At 70.5% G+C, this 14,699-nt stretch carries 15 protein-coding genes; 8 read left to right on the top strand and 7 right to left on the bottom strand.

Annotated features, from left to right (window positions below; all coding sequences use genetic code 11):
* Positions 1-188: 188 nt before the first annotated feature.
* Entirely contained in the window at positions 189-2,783 is a 2,595-nt protein-coding gene (locus LMU33_RS30365) for an ABC transporter ATP-binding protein/permease (RefSeq protein ID WP_228623873.1), read from the top strand.
* An 84-nt stretch (positions 2,784-2,867) separates the two neighbouring features.
* Here LMU33_RS30365 and LMU33_RS30360 read toward each other — a convergent pair whose 3' ends face one another.
* From LMU33_RS30360 to LMU33_RS30350, 3 genes are all read right to left on the bottom strand, one after another.
* The gene (locus tag LMU33_RS30360; protein WP_228623871.1) at positions 2,868-3,614 is read right to left on the bottom strand and encodes a transglycosylase SLT domain-containing protein; all 747 of its coding nucleotides are present in this window, start codon (positions 3,612-3,614) and stop codon (positions 2,868-2,870) included.
* 299 nt (positions 3,615-3,913) lie between these two features.
* Positions 3,914-4,996, bottom strand: coding sequence for an S-adenosylmethionine:tRNA ribosyltransferase-isomerase (locus tag LMU33_RS30355; protein WP_228623869.1), 1,083 nt, complete (start codon positions 4,994-4,996; stop codon positions 3,914-3,916).
* On the bottom strand, positions 4,993-5,688 hold the full coding sequence (locus LMU33_RS30350) for an SDR family NAD(P)-dependent oxidoreductase (RefSeq protein ID WP_228623868.1): 696 nt from the start codon (positions 5,686-5,688) through the stop codon (positions 4,993-4,995). The genes LMU33_RS30355 and LMU33_RS30350 overlap by 4 nt, the downstream gene beginning before the upstream one ends.
* Positions 5,689-5,915: 227 nt before the next feature.
* Here LMU33_RS30350 and LMU33_RS30345 point away from each other — a divergent pair, with 227 nt between their 5' ends.
* From LMU33_RS30345 to LMU33_RS30335, 3 genes are all read left to right on the top strand, one after another.
* Positions 5,916-7,061: a GAF domain-containing sensor histidine kinase gene (locus LMU33_RS30345; protein ID WP_228623867.1), complete on the top strand. Its 1,146-nt coding sequence runs from the start codon at positions 5,916-5,918 to the stop codon at positions 7,059-7,061.
* On the top strand, positions 7,054-7,695 hold the full coding sequence (locus LMU33_RS30340) for a response regulator (protein ID WP_228623865.1): 642 nt from the start codon (positions 7,054-7,056) through the stop codon (positions 7,693-7,695). Before LMU33_RS30345 ends, LMU33_RS30340 begins: the two co-directional genes overlap by 8 nt.
* Before the next feature lie 159 nt (positions 7,696-7,854).
* The gene (locus tag LMU33_RS30335; RefSeq protein ID WP_228623864.1) at positions 7,855-8,100 is read left to right on the top strand and encodes a chaplin; all 246 of its coding nucleotides are present in this window, start codon (positions 7,855-7,857) and stop codon (positions 8,098-8,100) included.
* Positions 8,101-8,270: 170 nt separating this feature from the next.
* Here the strand turns inward: LMU33_RS30335 and LMU33_RS30330 are convergent, their stop codons facing one another.
* Positions 8,271-9,059, bottom strand: coding sequence for an Rv1486c family protein (locus LMU33_RS30330; RefSeq protein ID WP_228623862.1), 789 nt, complete (start codon positions 9,057-9,059; stop codon positions 8,271-8,273).
* 150 nt (positions 9,060-9,209) lie between these two features.
* On the opposite strand from LMU33_RS30330, the gene LMU33_RS30325 reads away from it, so the two are divergent.
* The 3 genes from LMU33_RS30325 (at position 9,210) to LMU33_RS30315 (ending at position 11,604) form a co-directional block, all read left to right on the top strand.
* Positions 9,210-10,001: an ABC transporter ATP-binding protein gene (locus LMU33_RS30325; protein WP_228623860.1), complete on the top strand. Its 792-nt coding sequence runs from the start codon at positions 9,210-9,212 to the stop codon at positions 9,999-10,001.
* A gap of 94 nt (positions 10,002-10,095) precedes the next feature.
* Complete coding sequence (locus tag LMU33_RS30320; protein ID WP_228623858.1) at positions 10,096-10,530, top strand: NfeD family protein; 435 nt, start codon at positions 10,096-10,098, stop codon at positions 10,528-10,530.
* 105 nt (positions 10,531-10,635) lie between these two features.
* The gene (locus LMU33_RS30315; RefSeq protein ID WP_228623856.1) at positions 10,636-11,604 is read left to right on the top strand and encodes an SPFH domain-containing protein; all 969 of its coding nucleotides are present in this window, start codon (positions 10,636-10,638) and stop codon (positions 11,602-11,604) included.
* 52 nt (positions 11,605-11,656) lie between these two features.
* On the opposite strand, the gene LMU33_RS30310 is transcribed toward LMU33_RS30315, so the two are convergent.
* The 3 genes from LMU33_RS30310 to LMU33_RS30300 all read right to left on the bottom strand — a co-directional run bounded on the left by LMU33_RS30310 (position 11,657) and on the right by LMU33_RS30300 (position 13,699).
* Entirely contained in the window at positions 11,657-12,163 is a 507-nt protein-coding gene (locus LMU33_RS30310; protein WP_228623854.1) for an HNH endonuclease, read from the bottom strand.
* Positions 12,164-12,331: 168 nt separating this feature from the next.
* Positions 12,332-12,871, bottom strand: coding sequence for a YbhB/YbcL family Raf kinase inhibitor-like protein (locus LMU33_RS30305; RefSeq protein ID WP_228623853.1), 540 nt, complete (start codon positions 12,869-12,871; stop codon positions 12,332-12,334).
* A 45-nt stretch (positions 12,872-12,916) separates the two neighbouring features.
* Positions 12,917-13,699, bottom strand: coding sequence for a sporulation protein (locus LMU33_RS30300; protein WP_228623852.1), 783 nt, complete (start codon positions 13,697-13,699; stop codon positions 12,917-12,919).
* A gap of 100 nt (positions 13,700-13,799) precedes the next feature.
* Between LMU33_RS30300 and LMU33_RS30295 the strand changes: the two genes are divergently transcribed.
* Positions 13,800-14,450: a DNA-3-methyladenine glycosylase gene (locus tag LMU33_RS30295; RefSeq protein WP_228623850.1), complete on the top strand. Its 651-nt coding sequence runs from the start codon at positions 13,800-13,802 to the stop codon at positions 14,448-14,450.
* The last annotated feature ends 249 nt before the right edge of the window (positions 14,451-14,699 follow it).

Raw genomic sequence — 14,699 nt, 5'->3', positions numbered from 1 at the left:
CGGGATTACCACTCTCCGGCCCGGTTTCAACCCCGTCAACGGGGCGAGTTGAAGCGTGCGCGGGCGCCCGTTGACAAGGCCCGGGTTTCGGTCAGCGGGCGGAGCCTGAAATAGTTCCCCCCGATGTTCGACATCCCTAGACTCCCTGTGATGGGGGTAATTCGGGGGACAACTCAGTGGGGCATGGAGTGCCGGAACTCGTACTGGAATCAAACGGACGGACCTGGACGTTGGACCCGTCCAGGCCCTACACCCTCGGCCGCGATCCGCAGGGTGACATCGTCTTCGACGACGCCAGGGTGTCCTGGCGGCACGCCACGGTCAGCTTCAACGGCCGCAGTTGGGTCATCGAGGACCATGGCAGCACCAACGGCACGTTCGTGCAGGGCCGGCGGATCCAGCAGGTGGAGATCGGGCCGGGCGCGTCGCTGCACCTCGGCAACGCGACCGACGGTCCGCGGCTGAACCTGTCGGGCGCCGCGGTGGGCCGGCAGCAGCCGGCGCCGTACGCCGCGCAGGGCGCCGGGACGCCGGGCTGGGCCCAGCAGGCACCCGCCTCCCAACAGGCCGCACAGCCGCAGGCCCAGCAGGCTCCGGCCCCGCAGGCACCGGCCCAGCAGCAGGCCGTACCGCACCAGGCGCCCGCACAGCAGCCGCAGCAGGGCTGGCAGCAGCAGGCGCCCGCGTTCCCGCAGCAGCAGGCGGGGCCCGCGGATCAGTACGCGCAGAACACACCCGGCGGTGGCGCGGGGGCGCCGCCGGTCTACGGCGACCGCAGCCCGACCACGTTCCACCAGTTCGCCGTCGGCCGGGTGATGCGGATCGGCCGTGCGCTGGAGAACGACCTGGTCGTCTCCGACCTCCAGGTCTCCCGGAACCACGCCGAGTTCCACGCCACGCCCGACGGCCGGCTGGAGATCCGCGACCTCGGCTCGCACAACGGCACCTACGTCAACGGCCAGCCGATCCCCAAGGGCGGCTCGGTCCAGCTGGGCCCGGCCGACATCGTCGGCGTCGGCCACTCCACGTTCCGGATCGTCGGCGACCGGCTCGAGGAGTTCGTCGACACCGGTGAGGTCTCCTTCTCCGCGCGCCATCTGACCGTCACGGTCGACGGCGGCAAGCAGATCCTGAAGGACGTCTCCTTCGGTGTCCCGGAGAAGTCCCTGATAGCGGTCATCGGCCCGTCAGGCTCCGGCAAGTCGACCCTGCTCAAGGCGCTCACCGGCTACCGGCCCGCCAACCAGGGCGAGGTCCTGTACGACAACCGGAACCTGTACAAGCAGTTCGCCGAACTGCGCCAGCGCATCGGTCTGGTCCCGCAGGACGACATCCTGCACAAGGAGCTGACCGTCAAGAAGGCCCTGAAGTACGCGGCCAAGCTCCGCTTCCCGGCCGACACCACGGCGCAGGAGCGCGATGCCCGCATCGACGAGGTGCTGCGGGAGCTCAAGCTCGACATCCACAAGGACAAGAAGGTCACGTCCTTGTCCGGCGGCCAGCGCAAGCGTGTCTCGGTGGCCCTTGAGCTGCTCACCAAGCCGTCGCTGATCTTCCTGGACGAGCCGACCTCGGGCCTCGACCCGGGCATGGACCGCGACGTCATGCAGCTGCTGCGCGGCCTCGCCGACGACGGCCGTACGGTCCTCGTGGTCACCCACTCGGTGGCCGAGCTGGCGCTGTGCGACAAGCTGCTGGTGATGGCGCCGGGCGGCGCGGTCGCGTACTTCGGCCCGCCGGAGGAGGCGCTGAACTTCTTCGGCTACGACAGTTGGGCCGACGTCTTCTCCGCCTTCGAGAACTACCGCGACTACGACTGGGCGGGCCGCTGGAAGGGCTCGCAGCACTACCAGATGTACGCCGCGGACATCGACGCCGTTGCGCCGCAGTCCGTACCGATGCATCCGATGCAGCCGATCAAGCCGCCCAAGCCGCAGAGCTGGGGTTCGCAGCTGGTCACCCTGGTCCGTCGCTATTCCTCGGTGATCGCCTCCGACCGCGGTTTCATCGCCCTGATGTTCCTGCTGCCGGCCGTGCTCGGCGTGGTGAGCACGCTGATCCCCGCCGAGTTCGGTCTGGGTCTCGGCCCCGCGAGGACCCACTTCACCAACCGGGACGGCAGCACGATCCTGCTCATCCTCGCCGTGGGCGCCTGCTTCGCCGGAGCCGCGAACTCGGTGCGTGAGCTGATCAAGGAACGGGTCATCTACGAACGGGAGCGGGCCACCGGCCTGTCCCGCTCGGCGTACCTGATGTCCAAGGTGATCGTGCTCGGCCTGATCACGATGCTGCAGGGCGGCATCATCGGCGCGATCGGCCTGCTCTTCCGCGGCGACAAGGTGCCGCAGGAGGGCCTGCTGCTGAAGAACTCGCCGGTCCTCGAGCTCACCCTGCCGATCATGGCGCTCGGTTTCACCTCGATGATGATCGGTCTGATCATCTCCTCGCTGGTGAAGACCGCCGAGAAGACCATGCCGCTGCTGGTGATGTTCGCGATCGTCCAGGTCGTCTTCACCGGCTGCCTCTTCCAGCTGCACGGCAAGGTCGGCGTCGAGCAGGTCGCCTGGCTGATGCCCGCCCGCTGGGCGGTGTCGGCGGCGGGCGCCACGGCCCAGCTGAACGTGCTGCTGCCCTGGGATCCCACCAACCCGGACCCGCTGTGGGACCACAAGCTCAGCCAGTGGTTCACCGACATGGGCGTGCTGCTCGGTCTGGGCGTGCTCTGCGGCTTCGTCGTGGCCCGCTTCCTGCGCCGCCACGAGCCGGAGGTCATGCGCAAGTAACCGCGCCGGTACGACGCGAAGGGCGGCACCCCGTGAGGGGGTGCCGCCCTTCGGCGTCCACGTCGCTGAGGTCCGCGCCAGGCCTCAGTACGCGCTGTTGACGTTGTCCATCGAGCCGTACCGGTGGGCCGCGTAGTTGGCGGCGGCGGTGATGTTGGCGACCGGGTCGTAGATGTTCCACGACGTGCCGGACACGTGGTAGGCGTTGAAGGTGGGCTGGATCACCTGCAGCAGGCCCTTGGACGGGATGCCGTTGGCGGCGTTGATGTCCCAGTTGTTGATGGCCATCGGGTTGCCCGAGGACTCCCGGATGATGTTGCGGTACAGACCGTTGTAGCTGCCCGGGATGCCCTTGGAGTGCATGATGTCCAGCGCCTGCCGGATCCAGCCGTCCAGGTTGTTCGCGTACGTCTTCGCGGCGACCGGCTGCATGTCGATCCGCTGGGTGGAGCGGCTCGCGGCCTCCTTGGCGGCGCGGTCCTGCGCGGCCTTCTTCGCGGCGGCTGCGGCGGCGGCCTTCTTCTTCGCGGCCTCGGCACGCTGCTTGGCGGCGGCGGCCGCGTCGGCGGCCTTCTTCTTCGCGGCGAGCGTGTCGAGCTTGACCGTCTGAGGGGCGAGCTGGTCGGTGACCGTGCCCTTGACGTTCTTCAGCGTCGTGCTGCCGGCGACCTGGGCGGCCGTGGCAGGGGAGCCGGTGGTGACGGTGTCGGCGTTGCTGGGAACGGCCGAGAGGGCGATGGCGGCGGTGCCGAGAGCGGCGACGCCGGCGATGGCGATCTTGTGCTGCTTGGTCAGGGCACTATGAGCACGGTTGAGGATGTTCTTGGGCATGGCTGATGGACCTCTTCGATAGCGCGGAGGTCGCTCCTGCGTCCGCCGGGGGAATCGGCTCCTCCCACACGAACGCCGCGGGCCGGTGACCCACGGCGCTGAGCGACGGAGCAATTCTTAGCTGGCGCAAAATGCCCAGGCAAAGGTGTGACCTACGATCCTCCCTAGTGGATCGGGGAAGGGCAAAACCGGACAGACTAGACCGTTATTCCCGTTCATGCCGGGATGCTTTATCTCCTATGCCCGGTCGTACGTGATGTGGGCCCTATGCGCGGGCTCACATCGGACGCGTAACAGTTTCACCAGGAGTTGCCGTCGCAACGCTCTGCGTGAGGGTTCTCCGCCGGGAGGATGAGATGCACGTCGCCGAACTCGTGCCACAGGTAGAGCCCCCTCAGCGCCTCCTCGTAGGCACGGTCGACCGCGGCCCGTCCCGCCACCGCCCGCAGCATCAGCAGATGCGAGGCCTCCGGCTCGTGCAGCCCGGTCAGCAGCCCGTCCACCACCCGCACCCCGCGCTCGGGCGTCACCACCAGGTCCGTCCACCCCTCGGCCGCCCGCACCACCCCGTCCGGCCCGGCCGCCGACTCCACGGCCCGCACGGCCGTCGTACCGACCGCGATCACCCTTCGGTCGCCCGCCTTCACCGTGTTGATCAGCCGCGCCGACGCCGCCGGAACCGAGAACCGCTCGGGATACGGCGGCTCGTGCGCCTCCGCCGACGCCACCCCCGTGTGCAGTGTGATCGGCGCGAACTGCACCCCCCGGCTCACCAGCTCCGCCACCAGGCCCGGGGTGAAGGGGCGCGCCGCGCTCGGCATCTCCGCACTGCCCGCCCCGTCCGGCGACGGCAGCGCGAACACCGTCTGGTACGCCGACAGCGGCTGGTCGCGCTCGGTATAGGAGTAGCGGATGGGCCGCCCGTGCGCGCGCAGCGTCCCGGGGACGTCCCCGTCCGCCCGGGCCCACCACAGCCGCTCCCCGCGCGGGCTCAGCGGCTCCTCCAGCACCAGCCGCCCCCTCCCCGGCAGCAGCACCTCCGTACCCGCATGTGTGCCCGTACGCGCGCGCGTGGTGCCCCGCCCGTCCGGTTCCCGCAGCTCGACCGCCCACCGGCCGTCGTCCCCGCGCGTGGAGAAATGCACCACCACGCGCGCGTGGCCGCTGCGTCCGTCCACCGCGGCGGCCAGCGTGGGCGAGGTGTTCACCACCAGCAGGTCCCCGGCCCGCAGCAGCAGCCCCAGCTCCGGGAACGCGTGATGCGTCACCTGCGTACCGCGCGAGACCAGCAGCCGTACGGCGTCCCGGTCCAGCCCCGGACCGCGTTGCTCGGCGGGCAAGCGCGCGGACAGCCCCTCCGGCACGCGCACGACCGTCCTCACCGCGCCTCCAGCAGCGCCTGCGCCGCGTACCGCCCACTGGCCGGCCGTTCGTCCAGCAGCCGCAGAAACGCCGGTACGACCGTCTCCGGCGCCGGACGATGGTCGTCGTCGCCCGGTACGGCCGCCGCGTACAGGTCAGTCGCCATGTCCCCGGGATCCACCGCCCACACCCGCAGGCCGGGCTCCTCCACGCCCAGGACCGCCACCAGCTGGTCCAGGGCCGCCTTCGAGGCGCCGTAGCCGCCCCAGGTCGCGTACGCCTCGGCCGCCGCGTCCGAGCTGACCGCGACCACCGTGCCGGCCGGCGACTCCCGCAGCAGCGGCAGCGCCTCATGGACCAGGCCGAGCGCGGCCACCACATTCACCTCCAGCGCCCGCCGCAGTCCCTCCAGGGGCAGCTCGGCCAGCCGCACCAGCGGCTCGGCGCCCAGCGCGCTCGCATTGCCGACCAGCAGGTCGAGCCCGCCCAGCCGGCGTGCGGCCGCCACCAGCTCCGCCCGGTGCCCGGCATCCGTCACATCCCCGGCGGGCGCCGCCACGCGCGTGCCGTGCCCCGCGACGCTCTCCGCGGCCTCCTTGAGGGCCTCGGCGCCCCGGGCATCCAGCACCAGATCCCAGCCCCGCGCGGCGAGTGCCTCTGCGAGTGCCCGCCCCAGGCCCTTCGAGGCCCCCGTGATGATCGCCACCGGCATGACTACCGTCCCCTCGTCGCCTCCCGCCTGCGTCGGGCGGTGACCACACCGTAGGAACGGCGCCGTCCCGGCCGCCTCGGACGCGGGCCCCAATGCGCAGGGGCCCTTCGGCGTACACCGCACGTCCGGGGCCGCGGGACCTACACCGGCCGCCCTAGGACCAGCGGACCGGGCCCCGCCGCCACAGGTCCGATCCGCTTGTCACACCCCGCCGGTACCGTGAGGACATGAGTCACCGCCCCCGGTCCGGCCTGGCAGCGGTCAGTTCCGCGCTGCTGGCCATGAGCAGGCATCTGGAGGTGCGCGACGTCCTCAAGACGATCGTCGCCTCCGCCCGCGAACTGCTCGACGCGCAGTACGCCGCCCTCGGTGTCCCCGACGATCACGGCGGCTTCGCCCAGTTCGTCGTCGACGGCGTCAGCGACGCCCAGTGGAAGGCCATCGGCCCGCTGCCCCGCCAGCACGGCATCCTCGCCTCGATGCTGCGCGAGGCCCGCCCCGAGCGCCTCGCCGACGTGCGCAAGGACCCCCGCTTCGAGGGCTGGCCGGCCGCACACCCGGATCTGGCCGACTTCCTCGGCCTGCCCATTCGCGACGGCGACGAGGTCATCGGCGCCCTGTTCCTGGCGAACAAGAACTGCCCCAGGCGGGACGGGAGCTGCGGCTTCACCGAGGAGGACGAGGAACTGCTCGCCATCCTCGCCCAGCACGCCGCCATCGCCCTCACCAACGCCCGGCTCTACGAACGCAGCCGCGAACTGACCATCGCCGAGGAACGCTCCCGCCTCGCCCACGAACTGCACGACGCGGTCAGCCAGAAGCTCTTCTCCCTGCGCCTGACCGCCCAGGCCGCGGCGGCGCTCGTCGACCGCGACCCCGCCCGCGCCAAGGGCGAACTCCACCAGGTCGCCGCGCTCGCCGCCGAGGCCGCCGACGAACTGCGCGCCGCCGTCGTGGAGTTGCGCCCCGCCGCCCTGGACGAGGACGGCCTGATCGCCACCCTGCGCACCCAGATCCAGGTACTCGACCGCGCCCACACCGCGCGCGTGACCTTCACCGGCAACGGCTTCCGCGCCCTGCCCGCCGCCCAGGAGGAGGCCCTGCTCAGGGTCGCCCAGGAAGCCCTGCACAACGCACTGCGCCACTCCGGCGCCGAACACGTCGAGGTGAGCGTGGGGCGGCGCGGCTGCGGAGCCGTGCTGCGCGTCACCGACGACGGCAGCGGCTTCGACCCGAAGGCGGTCCGCCGCGCCGGACGGCATCTGGGCCTGGTCTCGATGCGAGACCGCGCGAGCGGGGTCGGCGGCACGCTGACCGTGGAGTCGGTGGCCGGCAAGGGCACCACGATCGAGATGGAGGTCCCCGGTGGCTGACGCGATCAGGGTGCTGCTCGTCGACGACCACCAGGTCGTCCGCCGGGGCCTGCGCACCTTCCTGGAGGTACAGGAGGACATCGAGGTGGTCGGCGAGGCCGCCGACGGCGCCGAGGGAGTGGCCCGCGCCGAGGAACTGCGCCCGGACGTCGTCCTGATGGACGTCAAGATGCCGGGCATGGACGGCGTCGAGGCCCTGCGCCGGCTGCGCGAACTCGACAACCCCGCGCGCGTGCTCATCGTCACCAGCTTCACCGAGCAGCGCACGGTCGTACCGGCCCTGCGCGCGGGCGCCGCCGGATACGTCTACAAGGACGTGGACCCCGACGCCCTCGCCGGAGCCATCCGCTCCGTGCACGCCGGCCACATCCTGCTCCAGCCCGAGGTCGCCGGCGCCCTGCTCTCCCAGGAGGAGGCCAACTCCGGCCACAGCAGAGGCGGTTCGCTCACCGACCGGGAGCGCGAGGTGCTCGGCCTGATCGCGGACGGCCGCTCCAACCGCGAGATCGCCCGCGCCCTCGTGCTGTCCGAGAAGACCGTCAAGACGCATGTCTCCAACATCCTGATGAAACTCGACCTCGCCGACCGCACCCAGGCCGCGCTCTGGGCCGTACGCCATGGCGTGACCGGCTGAAACGCCCTCCCCAAGGCCTCACCCACGGCAACAACCCAGGCTGAGATTCATACCGTCGTGGGAATGTCACCCGGACGGCGCATCCTCCGGCGATCTCCACCGTTCTCCAGTGCGTGCTGCGGCGAACCGCCGCGGTGAACGTCTAGGAGGGGTTGGAAAGTGAAGAACCTGAAGAAGGTCGCGGCCGTGACGATGGTGGCCGGCGGCCTGGTGGCGGCCGGTGCGGGGATGGCCTCCGCCACGGAGGGCGCCCACGCCTGCGGCGACGCCCAGGGCTCCCCGGGCGTCATCTCGGGCAACGTCATCCAGGCCCCTGTGCACATCCCGGTGAACGCGGTCGGCAACAGCGTGAGCGTGGTCGGCGTGCTGAACCCGGCCTTCGGCAACAGCGGCCTCAACGGCTGAGGTCCGGCCGACGACGACCACAGGCCTCCCGGTGCCCACCGGGAGGCCTGTCATGTTGTCGTACGACCGCCGGCCCGTCCGGCGCTCGAGAACAAGGGCCGCCACCCCGACGAGGGGGTCCGGGGCGGCAGTCCCCAGGTACGCCCGCACCGGCACCCGGCCCCCTCGGCTTACCGCGCTCCCCGCTCCCGCTCCTCCACGATGGAGTTGTACGCCGCCACCTGCGCCCGCCGCGCCGTCCGCTCGACGGGCCGCAGGGCCTCCGCCCGTGCGGCCATCTCCGAGGAGCTGACCGCACCCCCGTGCCCGTTGCCGTACGCCAGCGACACCAGCAGCGCGACCCGCTGCGCCAGCTCCAGCACCCGCACCGCCCGCGGCGGATAACCCGGCGCCAGCACCTCCCGGCCCCGCTCGGCCCGCGCCCGGTACGCGTCGATCGCCGCCTCCGCCACCGGACCCGACCCGGCGACGTCCAGCTTCGACAGCACCTCGGTCGCCTCGCGCAGCGCCTCCGCCAGCTCCCGCTCGGCCTCGCCCAGCGACGGCACATCGGCGGGCGGCGCCTCCCGCACCGGCAGCACCTGCCAGACCACCTCGGCATGCACGTCGCCCGCCGGCCCGGCCTCGTACACCTGAGGCACCAGCCCGAACGCGGCGCCGTGGCAGACCACCGCCTCCTCGGCCTCCAGCGCCCGCGCATTGAACGCGGGCGGACCGCTCAGCCCCAGCGGATGCCCCGGCGCCGGCAGCGCGACCCGCAGCCCGGTCGCCCCCAGCATCCGCAGCCGCCCCAGCGCGAGCGTGAGCCCGACCGGCGCGGACTCCCCGGGCAGCCCCTCCACCCGGTGCACGGCGTCCTCGCCCACGATGGCGAGCGCGGCGTCATCCGGGGAGACAAGTCCGACCAAAAGGGCATTTCCCCAAGCGGCAAGGCGTCCTGAACGCGGTTCCGAGAGCATGCCCCCACCCTAAGGACCGGACCGATGGAATGGTGCGGGGCACTCGTGGCGTAGATTTCATAAGGGCTGCGCCCACAGGCGCGGCGGACCGAGCCACAGGCGTACGCGACAGCCGAGACCGGCCACACTGCAAGGGGAGACAACGCGCTCATGAGCGATGTTCTGGAGCTTCAGGACGTATCCGTGGTCCGCGAGGGCCGGGCTCTGGTGGACCAGGTCTCCTGGTCGGTGAAGGAGGGCGAGCGCTGGGTCATCCTCGGACCCAACGGTGCCGGCAAGACCACCCTCCTGAACGTCGCCTCCAGCTACCTCTTCCCCAGCAAGGGCACCGCCACCATCCTCGGCGACACCCTCGGCAAGGTCGACGTCTTCGAGCTGCGCCCGCGCATCGGCGTGGCCGGCATCGCTATGGCCGAGAAGCTCCCCAAGCGCCAGACCGTCCTGGAGACGGTCCTGACGGCCGCCTACGGCATGACCGCCCACTGGCAGGAGGAGTACGACGAGGTCGACGAGCAGCGCGCCCGCGCCTTCCTCGACCGCCTCGGCATGAGCGACTACCTCGACCGCCGCTTCGGCACCCTGTCCGAGGGCGAGCGCAAGCGCACCCTCATCGCCCGCGCCCTGATGACCGACCCCGAGCTGCTCCTGCTGGACGAGCCCGCCGCCGGCCTCGACCTCGGCGGCCGCGAGGACCTGGTCCGCCGCCTCGGCCGGCTCGCCCGCGACCCCATCGCCCCCTCGATGATCATGGTCACCCACCACGTCGAGGAGATCGCCCCCGGCTTCACCCACGTCCTGATGATCCGCCAGGGCAAGGTCCTCGCCGCCGGACCCATCGAGCTCGAACTCACCTCCCGCAACCTCTCCCTCTGCTTCGGCCTCCCGCTCGTCGTGGAGCAGGTCGGTGAGCGCTGGACGGCACAGGGCCTGCCCCTGTCCTGACCCCTCGCCCAGCGCCCTCCCAAGTCCCTCCCGAACCCGGCCCGCTCCCTTTCGCGCCCTGTCCGCCGCCCGGCCCCGGCCCTACCATGACCGTGTGAACGACATCGACGCATGGGTGTGGTGGCTCGTCGGCGCGGCGGCGCTCGGAATCCCGCTCGTGGTCACCGCCATGCCGGAGTTCGGCATGCTCGCGGTGGGAGCCATCGCGGCCGCCGTCGTCGCGGGCCTCGGCCTGGGCGCCGTGATCCAGGTCCTCGTGTTCGTCGTCGTCTCCGTCGCGCTCATCGCCGTCGTCCGCCCCATCGCGGCCCGGCACGGCAGACAGCTCCCGCAACTCGCCACCGGCGTCGACGCCTTGAAGGGAAGGCAGGCGGTCGTCCTCGAGCGTGTCGACGGCTCCGGCGGCGGCCGCATCAAGCTCGGCGGAGAGATCTGGTCGGCCCGCGCCCTCGACACCGACCGCACCTACGAAGTGGGCCAGGAAGTGGACGTCGTCGACATCGAAGGGGCCACCGCCATCGTCATCTGAGGCATCATGCCCACGAGTTGGGCGATGGTCTGTCAGACTCGACCAGCAAGATCTTCTGCAACCACGAGATCTGCCGAAGGCGCCGAGAGGGGTACGGGGAACACGATGGAACCGGTCATCATCGTCCTGGTCATTCTGGTGGTGTTGGTCTTCATCGCCCTGATCAAGACCATCCAGGTCATCCCACAGGCCAGCGCCGCCATCGTCGAGCGCTTCGGCCGCTACACACGCACACTGAACGCGGGCCTGAACATCGTGGTCCCGTTCATCGACACCATCCGCAACCGCATCGACCTGCGCGAACAGGTCGTCCCCTTCCCGCCGCAGCCGGTGATCACCCAGGACAACCTGGTCGTCAACATCGACACGGTCATCTACTACCAGGTGACCGACGCCCGCGCGGCCACCTACGAGGTCGCCAGCTACATCCAGGCCATCGAGCAGCTGACGGTCACCACGCTGCGCAACATCATCGGCGGCATGGACCTCGAACGCACCCTGACCTCCCGCGAGGAGATCAACGCCGCCCTGCGCGGCGTCCTCGACGAGGCCACGGGCAAATGGGGCATCCGCGTCAACCGTGTCGAACTGAAGGCCATCGAACCGCCCACCTCCATCCAGGACTCGATGGAGAAGCAGATGCGCGCCGACCGTGACAAGCGCGCCGCGATCCTCACCGCCGAAGGCACGCGCCAGGCCGCCATCCTCACCGCCGAGGGCGAGAAGCAGTCGCAGATCCTGCGCGCCGAAGGTGAGGCCAAGGCGGCCGCCCTGCGCGCCGAGGGCGAGGCCCAGGCGGTCCGTACGGTCTTCGAGGCCATCCACGCCGGCGACCCCGACCAGAAGCTCCTGTCGTACCAGTACCTGCAGATGCTCCCAAAGATCGCCGAGGGCGACGCCAACAAGCTCTGGATCGTCCCCAGCGAAATCGGCGACGCCCTCAAGGGCCTCTCCGGCGCCATGGGCAACTTCGGCCCCCTGGGCGGCGGCGGTCAGGGCAACGGCGGAGCCAACGTGCCCGCACAGAACAACGGGCCGGCCACCGAACGCCGCGAGAAGCCGAGCATCGACTGAGGATCTCTTCCGACGCCGGGTCGTACCCGCGCCCCGTCAGGGGCGCGGGGAACTAGGCAGCATCCCGGGCCAGCCACTCAGGCAGAGCCTCGAACTCCTCGGCGCCCAGAGCCAGGAGCATCGCATCGGCTGGAGTCGGCTCGAAAGGCTCCCGCAGCAAAGCCATTCCCGCCTCCTCAGGAGTCCGGTTGGCCTTCCGGTGATTGTCCTCCGCACACGCGGCGACCGTGTTCAGCCACGTGTCCTGCCCTCCCTGCGCCCGCGGCAGCACATGGTCCACGGTCGTCGCCCTGCGCCCGCAGTACGCGCAGCGGTGCCGGTCCCGGACCAGCACACCCCGCCTCGACCACGGAGCCTGTCTTCGGAACGGCACCCGTACGTACCTGCACAGCCTGATCACCCGGGGCGCGGGTATGTCCACATCCGCTCCGCGCATACGCAGTTCGGGATGGGCCTGCTCGACGACGGCCTTGTCCTGCAGCACCAGGACGACGGCTCGATTCAGCGTCACCGTCGACAGCGGCTCGAAGCTCGCGTTCAGCACCAGCGTGTCCCGCATCCAGCCCACCTCCCGTGTGCACCTGCCCACCCCCCGGCGGGCTTGGATCAACTCTGGACGGGCGCGCCGAGATGGACAACGCAATAAAAAATGCCCGCCTCCGATCACTTCCAAGACCGGAGGCGGGCAAACGTTCAATGAACGCTCGGCTGAATCCGTACTATGCGGTCAGCCCTGCGCCGGGTTCTCGTACTCACCGATGAGCTGGGCACGCGCGATCGCGTGGAACCGCAGGTTGAAGCCGACGACGGCGGGTGAGACGTCGGAGTCCGGACCGAGCTTCTCCTGGTCGACCGCGTACACCGTGAAGACGTACCGGTGCGGCCCGTCCCCGGGCGGCGGCGCGGCGCCACCGAAGTCCTTCGTCCCGTAGTCGTTGCGCACATGCACCGCGCCCTCGGGCAGGCCCTCGAACTTGCCGCTGCCCGCACCCGCCGGCAACTCCGTCACGGAGGCCGGGATGTCGAACAGGACCCAGTGCCAGAACCCGCTGCCGGTCGGCGCATCGGGGTCGTAGCAGGTCACGGCGAAGCTCTTGGTCTCCGGCGGGAAGCCCTCCCACCGCAGGTGCGGCGAGGTGTTGCCCTCCGCATGGACCTGGGCGCTCTTCAGCGTCGCACCCTCCTCGACATCGTCGCTCGTCACCGTGAACGACGGCACCGGCGGATGGAAGTCGTGGGGGAGCGGCCGCCGCTTGAGCTCGGTCACCTCGGTACCTCCTGATCGATGATCTGGAACCAGCAGCTACCGAGCCTAGAACCAGTTGCGCTTGCTGCCGACCTCGGACAGCCACTGGTTCAGATAAGCCGCCCAGTCGGTCCCCATCCAGTCGTTCAGCCCCACCTGGAAGGACCGGTAGGTGTCCGAACCCTCGCTGAACAGGCCCGGCTTCTTGTCCATCTCCAGCACGACGTCCATCGCGTGCTCGTCGGCCACGAAGCTCAGCTCGACCTGGTTCAGGCCCCGGTACTGCGACGGCGGGTGGAACTCGATCTCCTGGTAGAACGGCAGCCGCTGCCGCGTCCCCCGGATGTGGCCGCGCTCCATGTCCGCGTTCTTGAACCGGAAGCCAAGCTGGATGAAGGCGTCCAGGATCGCCTTCTGCGCCGGCAGCGGATGCACGTTGATCGGGTCGAGGTCACCGGAGTCCACCGCCCGCGCGATCGCCAGCTCGGTCGTCACCCCGATGTGCATCCCGCGCAGCGCCTGCCCGTCGATCATCGTGACCGGCGTCTCCCAGGGGATCTCCAGACCGAACGGCACCGCGTGCACAGCACCCGCCTGCAGCTCGAAGGCACCACCGAGCCGCACCTTGGTGAACTCGATGTTCTGCTTGTACTCCTCGTCGCCGCTCTCCACCTCGACCTTGGCCTGCAGGCCGACCGACAGCCCCTCGATGTCCTGGTTCACGGACCCGCCCTGGATCCGCACCTCACCCTGGACGACACCGCCCGGCACGACATTGACCTCGGTCAGCACCGTCTCCACCGACGCCCCACCGGCCCCGAGGCTCGCGAGCAGCTTCTTGAACGCCATTGACTCTCCCTTTACGAAGGACCCTCGACCCCTACAAACGCGATCCGCCCCCGACCGGTTCCGCCGGCGCGGTCTCCCGTCTGCATTACCCTCGGAGGACATGATCGCGCCCCCGGACCGTACGCCCCTGCCCAGAGGGTTCTTCGACCGCCCGGTCCTGGAGGTGGCACCGGACCTCCTCGGCCGGATCCTGGTCCGTACGACACCCGACGGCCCGATCGCCGTCCGCCTCACGGAGGTCGAGGCGTACGACGGCCCGAACGACCCCGGCTCACACGCCTACCGTGGCCCCACTCCCCGCAACACGGTGATGTTCGGTCCGCCCGGACACGTGTACGTCTACTTCACCTACGGCATGTGGCACTGCATGAACCTCGTCTGCGGCCCCGAGGGCCGGGCGAGCGCCGTCCTGCTCCGCGCCGGCGAGGTCGTCGACGGCGTCGAACTGGCCCGCAAACGACGAGTTTCGGCCCGGAACGACAAGGAACTGGCCAAAGGTCCGGCCCGTCTGGCCACGGCCCTGGAAGTCGACCGCGCCCTGGACGGCACGGACGCGTGCGCCACCGGCGAGACCCCGCTGCGGATGCTCACCGGTACGCCGGTAGCCGCTGACCAGGTACGAAACGGCCCGCGCACCGGAGTCGCCGGCGAAGGCGGGAACGGCGACATCCATCCGTGGCGCTACTGGGTGGCGGGCGACCCCACGGTGAGCCCCTACCGGGCACATGTACCGCGGCGGCGCCGAAGTTGACGCGCCCTGCCGAGGTGCGTAATGTATCCCGAGCCGCTGAACCGGGTACGGCAATCGCCTGCAGCCGGAGCGGCCAACCCACTACTCAGCTACAACCCCTCGCCGGGGTGGATTTTGGCGCGCCCGCGTGCCCGAATTCGAACCCGCGAGACTCGATTATGAGTCGCCGAGAGAATGAGCTAACGTAGTGAATGTCGAAAGGGCGGACGGCCGAAAGCCGAAAACCCCGAAGACACCCCGCCGACCGGG

The sequence above is a fragment of the Streptomyces barringtoniae genome (assembly GCF_020819595.1).
In the GTDB taxonomy this organism is placed as follows: Bacteria; Actinomycetota; Actinomycetes; order Streptomycetales; family Streptomycetaceae; genus Streptomyces; species Streptomyces barringtoniae.
This window is presented reverse-complemented; position numbering and strand designations above follow the sequence as displayed.